At 44.3% G+C, this 12389-nt stretch carries 13 protein-coding genes and 1 riboswitch; of the genes, 2 read left to right on the top strand and 11 right to left on the bottom strand.

What is annotated here, in order from left to right; translation table 11 throughout:
* Positions 1–184: 184 nt before the first annotated feature.
* The 8 genes from E4K67_RS29720 to E4K67_RS10005 all read right to left on the bottom strand — a co-directional run bounded on the left by E4K67_RS29720 (position 185) and on the right by E4K67_RS10005 (position 6286).
* Positions 185–337 (bottom strand): hypothetical protein, encoded by a 153-nt coding sequence (locus E4K67_RS29720; RefSeq protein ID WP_158408451.1) that lies wholly within the window; start codon positions 335–337, stop codon positions 185–187.
* Between the two features lie 262 nt (positions 338–599).
* Positions 600–1625: a tRNA (adenosine(37)-N6)-threonylcarbamoyltransferase complex transferase subunit TsaD gene (gene tsaD, locus E4K67_RS10035; RefSeq protein ID WP_135546913.1), complete on the bottom strand. Its 1026-nt coding sequence runs from the start codon at positions 1623–1625 to the stop codon at positions 600–602.
* Entirely contained in the window at positions 1625–2092 is a 468-nt protein-coding gene (rimI, locus tag E4K67_RS10030; RefSeq protein ID WP_135546267.1) for a ribosomal protein S18-alanine N-acetyltransferase, read from the bottom strand. Before rimI ends, tsaD begins: the two co-directional genes overlap by 1 nt.
* The gene (gene tsaB, locus E4K67_RS10025) at positions 2085–2810 is read right to left on the bottom strand and encodes a tRNA (adenosine(37)-N6)-threonylcarbamoyltransferase complex dimerization subunit type 1 TsaB (RefSeq protein ID WP_135546266.1); all 726 of its coding nucleotides are present in this window, start codon (positions 2808–2810) and stop codon (positions 2085–2087) included. Before tsaB ends, rimI begins: the two co-directional genes overlap by 8 nt.
* 160 nt (positions 2811–2970) lie before the next feature.
* Entirely contained in the window at positions 2971–3450 is a 480-nt protein-coding gene (tsaE, locus tag E4K67_RS10020) for a tRNA (adenosine(37)-N6)-threonylcarbamoyltransferase complex ATPase subunit type 1 TsaE (protein ID WP_135546265.1), read from the bottom strand.
* Positions 3451–3555: 105 nt separating this feature from the next.
* Positions 3556–4491, bottom strand: coding sequence for a DMT family transporter (locus E4K67_RS10015; protein ID WP_135546264.1), 936 nt, complete (start codon positions 4489–4491; stop codon positions 3556–3558).
* Positions 4488–5639 (bottom strand): amidohydrolase, encoded by a 1152-nt coding sequence (locus E4K67_RS10010; protein ID WP_135546911.1) that lies wholly within the window; start codon positions 5637–5639, stop codon positions 4488–4490. Before E4K67_RS10010 ends, E4K67_RS10015 begins: the two co-directional genes overlap by 4 nt.
* A gap of 290 nt (positions 5640–5929) precedes the next feature.
* Positions 5930–6286, bottom strand: a complete 357-nt coding sequence (locus tag E4K67_RS10005) for a helix-turn-helix domain-containing protein (RefSeq protein ID WP_135546263.1) — start codon at positions 6284–6286, stop codon at positions 5930–5932.
* Between the two features lie 125 nt (positions 6287–6411).
* Here E4K67_RS10005 and E4K67_RS10000 point away from each other — a divergent pair, with 125 nt between their 5' ends.
* Both E4K67_RS10000 and E4K67_RS09995 read left to right on the top strand, forming a co-directional pair.
* Positions 6412–6771 carry a response regulator gene (locus E4K67_RS10000; protein ID WP_135546262.1) on the top strand — a complete coding sequence of 120 codons (360 nt, stop codon included), beginning with the start codon at positions 6412–6414 and terminating at the stop codon, positions 6769–6771.
* A gap of 25 nt (positions 6772–6796) precedes the next feature.
* Positions 6797–7462, top strand: coding sequence for an HD-GYP domain-containing protein (locus E4K67_RS09995; RefSeq protein WP_243454405.1), 666 nt, complete (start codon positions 6797–6799; stop codon positions 7460–7462).
* 99 nt (positions 7463–7561) lie between these two features.
* On the opposite strand, the gene E4K67_RS09990 is transcribed toward E4K67_RS09995, so the two are convergent.
* From E4K67_RS09990 to E4K67_RS09980, 3 genes are all read right to left on the bottom strand, one after another.
* Complete coding sequence (locus E4K67_RS09990) at positions 7562–9733, bottom strand: Tex family protein (protein ID WP_135546261.1); 2172 nt, start codon at positions 9731–9733, stop codon at positions 7562–7564.
* 125 nt (positions 9734–9858) lie between these two features.
* Positions 9859–10560 carry a DUF2225 domain-containing protein gene (locus E4K67_RS09985; protein ID WP_135546260.1) on the bottom strand — a complete coding sequence of 234 codons (702 nt, stop codon included), beginning with the start codon at positions 10558–10560 and terminating at the stop codon, positions 9859–9861.
* Between the two features lie 127 nt (positions 10561–10687).
* A riboswitch (cyclic di-GMP riboswitch) is annotated at positions 10688–10781 on the bottom strand.
* Between the two features lie 133 nt (positions 10782–10914).
* A complete protein-coding gene (locus tag E4K67_RS09980) occupies positions 10915–12264 on the bottom strand; it encodes an MATE family efflux transporter (RefSeq protein WP_135546259.1) in 1350 nt (449 codons plus the stop codon).
* Positions 12265–12389 lie beyond the last annotated feature (125 nt).

Below are 12389 nucleotides of genomic sequence, written 5' to 3'. Positions count from 1 at the left end.
AAATTTTAAATAAGAGTTCAAGTCAGGGTACAAGCCGGGGCACGGGTCTTCGACTTGCATTCAAAGGTATGTGAAGACAAAAAACACTGCCCTAAAAAAGCAGTGCTATTAAAACATTATTTCAAAAAAGTCGGTCGGCACTTAACTACAAGTTAAGAGTTAATAATTCACCAACAATCGTGGACTAATCATCATTTGCATTCCATAACGGTAACTGTCCAAGGCCCATCTCTTCACCTTGAGCTTCGGTTAAACTAGACAATACACGATCGTTGAGGATCACTACCACAAAGAAAGCAGTCAAGAACGGTCTCCTACTTGCATAGACGGTGCACATGAAATGTGCCGTCCTCCCACCCCGGTTCTCCGTTCCCCAACCCAAGCCCAAGACTTGTGTGACACGAGCGCGAAGTCTTTACGTAAGCAGACTAGCAAACTTCCATGTAAGCGACCCCAGATACGGGGCTGAGCACAGGACGTGCGAAGCCCCATAGCGCCATGGACGGCGCTTATAGCGGGAATTCCATTCCCCCTTTAGGAGCTTACACGGTTAGTTTGCTCTGCGTCGTAAGTACCGAGTGTTGTGTCACACAAGTCCCTCATACAAGTCCCAGCCCTGGCACGGCATTCAGTGTCCAAGGCGAAAAATCCCCAGCTAAATAGTGATAATACCCCGTGATAGCAATCATTGCACCATTATCTGTGCAAAAAAGTGGTGGTGGATACACAAACCTTACACTCCGCTCAGACAACTCTTTGTTTAATGTCTCACGCAGCAAACTATTCGCTGCAACACCGCCTGCGAGCACCAAGGTCTTAGCTCCTGTCTGATCAATAGCTCTCAAAGCTTTCCAGACCAACACGTCCACAACTGCTTGCTGAAAAGAAGCCGCAAGATCCGGAACGTTCAGTGTTTCACCCCGCATGCGAGCAGAATTCAAGGTATTTAAGACAGCCGACTTCATACCACTAAAACTAAAATCTAAGCTGTCCTTTTCTAACATGGCCCGTGGGAACTTAAACGCTTGTGCATCTCCATCCAAAGCGACTTTTTGAATCTGGGGACCTCCAGGATAGCCTAAGCCTAAAGTCCGGGCTACTTTATCCAGTGCCTCACCAGCCGCATCATCACGTGTGTGCCCCAAAACCTGGTACTGACCGTGGGCTTCAAAGAAGATGAGGTGAGTATGTCCACCAGAAACCAAAAGAGCTAGGAATGGAAATTCCAGATCCGGATTATGGAGAAAATTAGCATAAATATGCCCTTCCAAATGATTAATGCCAATCAACGGAATTCCAGCGGCATAAGCCATAGCCTTCGCACCTGAAACCCCTACTAAGAGGGATCCTACCAGCCCAGGACCATAAGTCACTGCAATGGCCGATAAATCTGAAAAACTAACCTTTGCTGAATCCAAAGCTTCCTGTACGACAGGTTGAATGTGAAGACTGTGTTCGCGTGAAGCGATTTCTGGTACAACCCCACCATACCTCTGATGAGTCACTATTTGAGAAGAAATAATATGACTGCGCAAATCCGTTCCATTAACTAGAACAGCTGCAGATGTCTCATCACAGCTTGTTTCGATCCCTAAAATTACAATCTCACTTTTTTGACTCCCCATCACGTCACATTCACTTTCCTTCCCAATTCCGCCCACATAATCATCGCATCCTCTCCAGTATCCGCATAATACCCCTTGCGAACACCCGCAATAACAAAGCCTAAGCGCTTATATAGAGATTGCGCCGGGCTATTGGAAACACGAACTTCTAACGTCATCCGCTCCATACCCTGCTCAAGCATTTTTCCCATCACCGAACGCATCAAGAACTCCCCCCAATGTTGCCCTCGGTGGTTCGGAGTAATAGCAATGTTGGTAATGTGTCCTTCATCAAGGATAAACCAAAGACCCATGTACCCGATCACTTGACCTTCCAACTCTAAACAAAGATAACGAGCATACTCATTATCTTTAAGCTCTGCTTTAAAGGCCTCTATAGACCAAGGTGTCGCAAAAGAGACACGCTCGATTTCTAGAATAGCTTCAAGATCGTCTGGGTGCAGGGGACGTACAATCCCTTTATTCATGCTCTAATCTCCTGCGGGCTTCCTCTTTCTTCGCCCAATTGACCTCCGCCTCAGAAAAACGAATGTAGAGCGGTTCAACTAACTCTCCAACGCCCGTTTCTTGCCAACGTTGCCAGATCGCTCGAGCCGCATACGCACCACGGGGTAAGCTAACATACTCTGGCAAAATTACAGCGTTCTCTCCCAAGACCTCCTCGATTCGGGTCTTAGCCTTTTCGGTAGCATCTCCAACAAAACAAATCGGACGGTCCAGACTTCTCAAGTGTTCCAGCCAAAGCTCTGTAGGTACGGCTTGGGGTAGCGTCAAGCACTCGACTTCCTCTTTCCCTTTCACCCAACGGTAACGCGCCGTGTACCACTCATTCTTGCGCGCATCCAAGATAGGAACGAGGTCTTCTACTCTTCCCAATCCAGCCCAAGCTAGAGCATCAAGCGACAACACAGCAAGAAGCGGGAGTTTTAAAACTTGAGCTAAGCCCTGAGCTGTTGCGATTCCTATCCGAATTCCAGTAAACGAACCCGGACCTCGTACTACCCCGATCATCTCTAAATCCTGCAGAGTCCAAGAGGCAGCTATAAGCAGTTGGTCAAGCATTGGAATGAGACGCTCCGAATGGGTCTTGGCAGTATGTAAAAAGCTCTCAGCTATAAGCCGACCGTCTTCCGCCAAGGAGACTGCTGTAACTTTCGTTGTCGTATCAATGGTTAAATATTTCATCGGTTCCACCGAGCCTTTTCATCTAATCGTGAGACTCCCACTTCTAAAAATTGGGAGTGGTGCCCCATACTCTGGTTCGGTTGAGGTTAGACTCCCACCGATCTCGATGTCCAACATTAGTTGAACAAGTATACTTTTGCACGATAGCCTGTAACTTCCATTATATGACTTCAGTCATACCTTTTATACGGTGCTCCCATTCGAATCCCTTAGCTCTGAATATTATCTCACGTGGTTGTTCTCCACTTCCCGAGATCTCGACAATTAAACGATCATCTGGCAAATAGTCTTCGATAATTTCAGGCCACTCGATGAGACAAACAGCATTCTCCTGGAATGCATCTTCCACTCCAATTACTTCCGCCTCTTCCGGGTGTTGTAATCGATACAGATCCATATGAACTAAACGCACTTCTGTACCTTCGATTTGTCCTAAATACTCATGTATTAAGGTAAAGGTAGGGCTAGTCATAGGGCCTTTTACACAGAACGCCTCGCCAACCCCTTGCGCAAAAGCTGTCTTCCCTGCACCGAGGTCCCCGATTAGCGCTACAACATCTCCACCTCGCAAACACCCGCCCAGTTGTTTTCCCAATTTTTGCGTTTGCTCAGCCGTTGCACTCGTAACCTTATTTTCCATGCTACTTTTTCCTCCTCATACAAACATTTTTATTGTATCCTGTTCGGCTAAGGAATTAAACCTATAAGGGCAATTCAGAATTGCCCTTATAGGTTATCAATATATCTAGGCGCTCTCCATAAGTGGAGGCATGGCGGTTCTACCAAAAACGTTCGTACCCCATACTCCCAGAATAATCAGAGTTATCCCCACTGCATGAATCCAACTGAACTGTTCTCCCCGAAAAACCACTCCAGAAAAAACTGCCACCACCGTAATAAGGTTAAAAATCGGCGCGGATTGAGAAGCGGGCAGTGCCGCAAACATATAGTTTGATAGAAAGAAAGCCAGTACAGATGAAATAGCGCTCAGGTAAAAAATTGCCCATAGCACACTCGACAATTGAAGGGGCCTAAGATAAGCCGCTAACGAGCCTTCAAAAAAGCTTTGTCCAATCCCCAACCCATTGAAAATCAGAGTACCTGCCCACATCATCACAAAAGTGATTTCCAATGGAGTGAATTTTTTAGAGGAATGTCTAGCCAAAATACTATACGCACCCGCAGCGAGAACTGCCAGGAGTAGCGCCAGAATTCCCCAGAGATGTTCTCCAAACTGAAGTTTCCCTTGCGTTGAAACGATGACGAGCACCCCAAGAACTGAAGCGGCTATCGAAAGAATTTGCTTAGGATTAAGTTTTTCTTTGAGAAAAATTGCGGCCATGGTTGCAATTGCTACTGGAACCAAAGCGATAACCATCCCCGCCTCAGACGCTGAAGTCCACTTGACTCCCCACGTCTCCCCTATAAAATAAAGTCCTGGTTGGAAGAGAGCTAAGAGGAGCAGAGAAGATGTTGGTTTTCCTTTCAGATTAATCCGTATTAAGCCGGTCAGCTTTAAGACGGTCAGAAGGATTGCTGCTGCCCCAAAGCGAAAGCCTAATAGCTGGAGCGGAAAGGTGTGATCCAAGGTTTCTTTGGTAAATAAAAAAGAAAAACCCCAGATGACCGCCATCCCAATTCCTGCAAAAACCGGGAGTCCTGAGGACACTTTTGAACTCATGGGTTCGTACCATCTTCCGTTGACTCTGGACAAACGATCACTCCATTAATGATGACATAGAGAGGACGTGAGGTGATAATAAACGGATGTTCACTCCATATGACAATGTCAGCATCTTTCCCGACTTCTAGAGACCCTATTCGATCCGATACGCCCAAGATCTCTGCTGGATTGATCGTAATAGCCTGTAGAGCATCTTCAATTTCCATCCCTGCCTTGCAGGCTAAGGCAGCACAGAGCGGAAGTTGTTCAATCGGGGTCACGGAATGGTCGGTCATTAAAGCCACTTTAACCCCGGCTTTGGTCAATATGCCTGGTGTTTTAAAGGATTTATCCTTAAGTTCAACTTTTGAACGGTTCGTCAGCAGTGGTCCCACAACAGCAGGATAGCCAAATTCAGCTAACTCTTCGGCGATTTTGTGCCCTTCCGTGCAATGTTCAATGACCAAATCTACATTGAATTCTCGAGCGATTCGAACCGCCGTCATAATATCGTCAGCACGATGGGCATGGGCTCGCAAAGGGATTTCACGGTCAATCACCTTCATAAGAACTTCGAGTCCTAAATCCCGCTCTGGGAGTTTATCGGGATCTTCTTTACCTTGATCTAATTTATCCTTATAAGTCTGAGCATCTACCAAAGCTTGACGGAGGAGTGCTGCAGTTCCCATCCTTGTCATAGGCATCTTCTTTTGTTCGCCGTAAACCATCTTAGGATTTTCTCCGAAGGCTATTTTTAAGCCAGCAGGATCACGCACAATCATCTTATCAACGATAATTCCTGCCGTCTTCATGACAACCCCAGTCCCCCCAATGACATTCCCACTTCCAGGTCCTGTAAAGACAGCAGTAATCCCACCCAAGCGGGCATCACGAAAGCCCTCATCTTCTGGGTTGATTCCATCTATCGCTCGCATGTCCGGTGTCACAGGATCTGTCATTTCGTTAAAGTCTTCCCCTTCCCACCGATAGATCTCTTCGCCAATCCCTACATGACAATGCGCATCAATAAATCCTGGCAAGACAAGACACCCCATTGCATCGATCACTACCGCATCCGATAAAGCGTCAACGTCCAAAGTTTCCCCGAGCGCTGTAATTTTTGTTCCCTCGACCAGAAGACTTCCAGCAAATTCACGTCCCGTCATCGTTTTAATTTGCCCGTTCTTTATAACAATTTTCTGTATTCCCTTGTTCACCGTTACGCCTCCAGTTAATAATAGACTAAGCTTCTACTAACCCATTGATCCCTGTGGTCAATAGAAACAACCGTGGCGAGCCTGAGTTGATTAGCGAACCGATCCAAGATTGTAGCCTTCACATGAACAGCTTACTTCTTCTCGCAATCTCCAAAGCTCTAAGCCATTTGATCATTATATCAAATTATTGCTATTATCACAGCTCGGATTAAAAAAGAATGCCATTTAACGACCAGTCATCAATAATGTAGCTGACCTTTTTGAGTGTCATGGTCTTCGAGAGATTTGAAGTAAGCCGTCGCAATGTCATGGACGAAGGTAACAGAATACGGTGGTTTACCTGATAATAAGGATATTAAACGTTTAAGTTCATCATTGCCCTTATCGGGCGAAGTTAGCAGTAAAGCAGGTTCAATTTCCAGTGCTTTTGATATTGTAGAAATTAGTTCCAATGAAGGAGATTTTTGACCCCTTTCCAGATATCCGATATAGGTACTACTTACATCGACCTTTTCAGCAAGGCCTTCCTGTGTATGACCTTTAGACAGACGGTAGAACCGTATGTTTTTTCCTACCACTTTTCGGATGCTTTCCATATTATCACCTCCAATACCATTGTAAAGGTCTGCGTTCAACTCTCTCACAAACTAAAAGTTTATATATTATGTTGAATATATAAACTTTTAGTCATAGAATGTATAATATAAGGGGGAGAATAGTCGTGGTCGATTACATATTAGTGGTAGATGATAGATCGTCCATTCGCAGGTTATTAGTGGAGGTACTTACTTATGCGGGCTATGAATCAAAACAAGTGGGCAGTGGTGACGAGTGCTTAAATTATGCTATGTCTGATAACAAACCAGCTCTTATTCTACTAGATAATAACATGCCAGGTATCTGTGGCTTAGATGTATTACAATTGCTAAAGAAGGATGGGTCCGCCAAGAGTATTCCAGTAATTATGGTTAGCGGAGAGAACATAGAGGAACAAGCTAAAAAACAGGGAGCACAAAGTGTGTTGATGAAACCATTTGATATTTACGACCTTATTGATAGGGTTCAAACTGTTATCAAATAAGCCTGTACTTTTTTGGAGGTGGCACATGCGCTTAGGAAATATCAGCATCGTAGCTTCGAAGCAGATTCAAAAATATCGTTTTGAAAGTATGGATAGCGTTACTGATGGAAATGACAAAGCACTTTCAATTAACCAGTTTCTACAAGCTTTAGCAATGACCCTCGCCGTAAGGAACAAAGATACTTGGGAACACTCAGTTCAAGTGACAAAATATGCAGTCAGGTTGGGTCTTCGGTTAGAGCTCTCTGTGGAGGAAATAAAACAACTTCATATAGGTGCTTTGCTCCACGACATAGGCAAAATCGGAATCAGAGATGATATTTTACTCAAACCATGTGCCTTGACAGAAGATGAATATTGCCAGCTTAAAAAGCATCCCGAGATAGGTTCAAAGATTTTAGAGCCAGCAAGTGCTTTAGACTGTATTATTCCCATTGTCCTTCATCATCATGAACACTTTGATGGAAAAGGTTATCCACAGAAACTTCGAGGGGAAAAGATCCCATTCTTGGCGCGGATTATATCTTTAGCTGATGCTTTCGAGGCCATGACATCAGATAGGCTTTATCGAAAAGCTATGACTCCTCAGCATGCTTTAGAGGAAATACAATTGCAATTAGGGAGACAGTTCGATCCTTACTTAGGAAAGGCTTTTGTCAAGATGATAAAGGAAGTCGATTTTACACTTTGATAAATATTTTCTAACCAGTTTGTTAAAAAGAATAACCACGACTTATCAAGCCGTGGTTATTCTTTTATATAGAATTTAAAACCATAAGATCCCCAAAGTTTAAATCACAGGCGTAATACTGGCTGCAAGATCACGCATGGAAAGACTCACTCGATCTCTCCCCTTATCAATTCCGATCACACGAACCTTGACTATATCACCCACAGCCACTGCTTCCATAGGGTGTTTGATGAATTTTTCAGTCAGTTGGGAAATGTGCACAAGTCCGTCGTGTTTGACACCGATATCCACAAACGCTCCAAAATCCACGACATTGCGCACAGTTCCCTCTAAGATCATCCCCTCGCTAAGATCTTCCATGTGCGTGACGTCCCGCCTAAGCAAGGGACGAGGCAAATCCTCCCGGGGATCTCGGCCTGGGCGTTGGAGAGCATCTAAAATATCGCGAACGGTCGGAATTCCAGCGTGGAACTCCTCTGCCAGCTCAATAGGTTCTAAGAGGGCCAGCTTTTTGCGTACATCAGCTAGGTGATCCTTCAAATCCACGGAAGTATGACTGATCTTCTTTAAAATATCCTCGGCCAGCTGATAGGATTCAGGGTGGACCGGTGTGTTTTCTAAAGGATTAATCCCATCCGGCAGACGAATGAATCCGGCACACTGGATATATGTTTGTGCTCCTAGACGCGGAATTTTCTTAAGCTGATCGCGACGGCTGAATTTGCCATGTTCATCTCGCCAAGCCACAATATTTTTGGCAACTGCTGGCTTTAACCCAGCTACGTATTGGAGTAGAGATGCTGAGGCAGTATTTAAGTCGACTCCTACGACATTAACACAGGATTCTACAACTCCGTGCAGGGATTCTTCTAACCGTTTAGGTTGGACATCGTGTTGATACTGTCCCACACCGACGGCTTTGGGTTCAATCTTCACCAGTTCTGCTAGGGGATCTTGTAGCCGCCTGGCAATGGACACTGCGCTCCGCAAAGAGAGATCGAAGTCTGGAAACTCTTCCCCTGCTAGTTTGGAAGCTGAATACACGGAAGCCCCAGCTTCACTCACGAGGATAAATTCCGTAGAAATCCCGTCCTCTCGGATCATTTCAGCCACGACTTCTTCCGTTTCCCGAGAAGCAGTACCATTCCCGATGGCAATAATATTGGCATTATACTCAGCGATCGCCTTCCGCAAAATCACTTTTGCTTCTTCTCGTTTGCTCTTCCCAGAATGAGGATAAATCACGCCAACCTGAAGGAGCTTTCCAGTCTCATCGACAACCGCCCACTTACACCCTGTCCGAAATCCTGGATCGAGTCCAAGAACCATTTTCCCCCTTACTGGGGGCTGAAGTAAAAGCTGTCGGAGATTGGCTGCAAATACCTTTATCGCCTGTTCTTCTGCACGATCAGAAAGCTCAGCACGAACTTCTCGTTCGATTGAAGGCTCTATCAATCGTTTATAAGCATCAAGGGCCGCTTTTTGGACCCATGAAGCACACGGTCCTGTCTTAACATAGCGCAATTCAATCATTCTATGAAGAGTTTCTAACGGTGCTTCAATCTTAACGGATAAAAACTCTTCTTTTTCCCCACGGTTCAGGGCCAAAATTCGATGCGGTGGAATCCTCCTCACAGGTTCCCGGTAATCATAATACATCTCAAAGGTGGATCGCTCTTTGGCTTTCTTTGCCACCGCAGCAGCCACCACATCCGCGATGCGAAACGTTTCTTCTCTGATTCGCTTCCGTAGAGCCGCATCATCCGCAATAGTTTCAGAGATAATATCCATCGCGCCAGCCAACGCTTCCTCCGTTGATTTCACGTCTAACTCCTCGTTCAAATACTTCTCTGCCTCTACTTGGGGATCTGCTCTAATATATTGAACTAACAACCAAGTAGCCAAGGGCTCAAGCCCCTTTTCTTTGGCAATCGTTGCCCGGGTGCGACGTTTTTGTTTATAGGGCCGGTATAGGTCTTCGACGTCCTGAAGTACCGTTGCTGCCGTAATTTGAGTCGACAATTCTTCCGTTAGCTTTCCCTGTTCATCAATCAGGCGCAGGACTTCCGTTTTCCGCTGGTCCAAACGGCGCAGATAGTCTAAACGCTCCACGATATCGCGCAAGACATTTTCATCAAGTTCTCCAGTTGCTTCCTTGCGGTAGCGGGCAATAAAGGGGATCGTATTTCCTCCATCTAATAAGTTCACCGCTTCTTTGACTTGAGTTATCTTCAGACCAAGTTCCTTGGCTATGACTTGATTAAATTCCAAAGGTTGATTCCTCCCGTATAATATCGCTTAATAAGTACATTCTCTAGATTATATCACTCTTCATCGACAGAAGAAAACAGTGGAGGGAGCCTAAGCAACCCTCCACAGCATGTTGTTTTGATATCTTACTCCTGAATTGTTCCCTGACGCTTCTCTTCCATAGTTAATCTCCATTGTTCTCGTGCCATGTTTACTATTTTCTGTTCGTCTTTAGCATTTTTATGTTGAATAACCTTAGAAAAATATGATACTGACTTTTGAAATTGTCCCAAGCGACGACTTAATTCACCAATCATAAACAGCACTCTTACCTCAGACATGGATGTACCCGCAAAATCCGAAAGAACATACGATTCTTCATACGCTTTAAGTGCCATGCTCATAAAACGCTGCTCTTGCTCCGAATTGTTTTCCGATCGATAGAGCCAGACTAACCGAAGACAAAGTCCTGCGAGAACGGCATTTTTCTCTTTTTTTAGAGACCCTGCTAAAATTGCCAGTTTATAGGCTTCTAACGCTTGTTGAATGTCCCTTACTTGACCAAAATTCCTTTTTGTCCAATGACTAGTAATTTGTACACGAACTATTTCCTCAGTACCTTTTGGAAATTGCTCTGAAAACTCTTCGGAAAAGGCGAAACCGCACTCTGGGCAGACATTCACAAAATAGAAATGGGGATTATAATTTCCTGCTCGATAATGTGGGCAGAAATCACTATCAATTTGATAAGGGATTGCAAAGCGTGAGCGCACCCTTAACGTATTAAACGGCTTTTTACAATAAATACACGTTATTTTCTTTTCATAAAAAGATTCTATTTTTTTCATTTAAGAGCCCTCCTATCAATCACTTGAATTTTGAAAAATCCTACAACATACATACTCTACAGTCTATCCTTAGAACAAGAAATGCCTATCTGCCGAACCCTCAGCAAATAGACACTCACAATGCACGTTCTGCAACCCGGCTATCTATGACAGAATGAAGTACTATCGGTAGACCCGTGGCTTTGCGTCTCTACCTTTCGATAGATTTGCCCACTATTCTTTTTTGTACTGTCAGCAAAATTTAATATCCTTATCAGCATGGCCGATAAACATCAAAGTTTGATAATCCCTCTATAATTCTCTAATATTCTACATAATAAGGGATTTTCCTTTAATATTTAATGAAAAATTTACTTAAATTTCCCCTTGCGATTGACCTAGTTGTTCAAAGTCCTTATATAACCATACGGCCGTTAACGCGGCAGAGGCTAAATCCGAAACAGGAGCAGCTAACCAGACACCAGTTAGGCCTAAAAACTTTGGTAAAATCCAAAGCGCCGGCACTAAGAAAATAAGTTGACGAGATAAACTCAAGAACAACGATTTTCTTGGCTTACCCGTTGCTTGAAAATACCCCACAACCGTCACTTGGAAACCAATGATCGGTAGCATCAATAAATAAAGACGCATCCCATTTGCCCCGACTCGGATAAGTTCTGGATCTTTGCTAAAAAGGGACATTAACGCGACAGGAAACAATTCTACCATTAGGAAACCCAAAGTCATCACACCCGTAGCAGCAACCACCGATAACTTTAACGTTTGTTTTACCCTATCATAGTTTCTGGCTCCGTAATTGTAACCTAGAATCGGCTGTGCCCCTTGTCCAATTCCAAACATAATCATAAAAATTAGCATGGCAACGCTGGTAATAATACCCATAGCCGCGATTGGGATATCTCCACCGTAATTAGCTAAACTCCTATTCAGGAACACTGTCACTAAACTACCAACCAACTGCATCGAGAAAGGAGAAATTCCGATTGCGAGTATGTCTCTAATAAAAATCCATTTGAGTTTGAGGTTTTTCAGACGGAGTTTAAGCATCGCCTTATCCCCTAAGAAATAATACAATACCCAAACAGAGGTAACAAACTGAGATATAACGGTAGCTAAAGCTGAGCCCGCTACGCCGAGGTGTAACCCGAAAATAAAAATAGGATTTAGGATTGTGTTTAATATCGCTCCTAAAATCATTGTATACATTGCAGCTTTCGGGTTTCCTTCCGCTCGGATAAAGTTGTTCATTCCAAACCCAATCGATTGAAAAACAGCGCCGATTAAGATGATTCTAATATAATCCTTGGCATAGGGAAGAACGTCAGCGCTTGCCCCAAAGCTGACCAAGAGTGGCTCCATAAAAAGATAACCTAAGAGGGAGATGACCAGCGTAATACCAACAAGCAGGACAAACGCATTCCCCACAATCTGTTCTGCCTCTTCTCTCCTCTGCTGACCTAAGCGTATGGAAATCACAGAGGTTGCGCCAATTCCGATTAACATTCCAAACGCCATAATAGCCAACGTAATAGGGAAGCTGATCGCAATCCCTGAAAGTGCCAACGACCCGACGCCTCGACCCACAAAAATACGATCTACAATATTATAAAGACCATTCACCAGCATTCCAATAATAGCTGGTATTGAAAACTTGAGTAAAAGCTTTCCTACCTTTTCTTCTCCTAGTTCGTGAGAGCGGTTCATAGAGACCTCCATTGTCTTTATCTTCTAATGTGCTTAGTTATTATACCAGAATCTCGTCATTTGAACAGTCAGAACAAATAGAGGTATAAGCACAGACCCTAAAGGCTGCGGTTATACCTCAAAAA

This window comes from Desulfosporosinus fructosivorans, assembly GCF_004766045.1.
Taxonomy (GTDB): domain Bacteria; phylum Bacillota; class Desulfitobacteriia; order Desulfitobacteriales; family Desulfitobacteriaceae; genus Desulfosporosinus; species Desulfosporosinus fructosivorans.
Note: the sequence above shows the minus strand (reverse complement) of the source record. Positions and strands in the feature narration are given on the sequence as shown.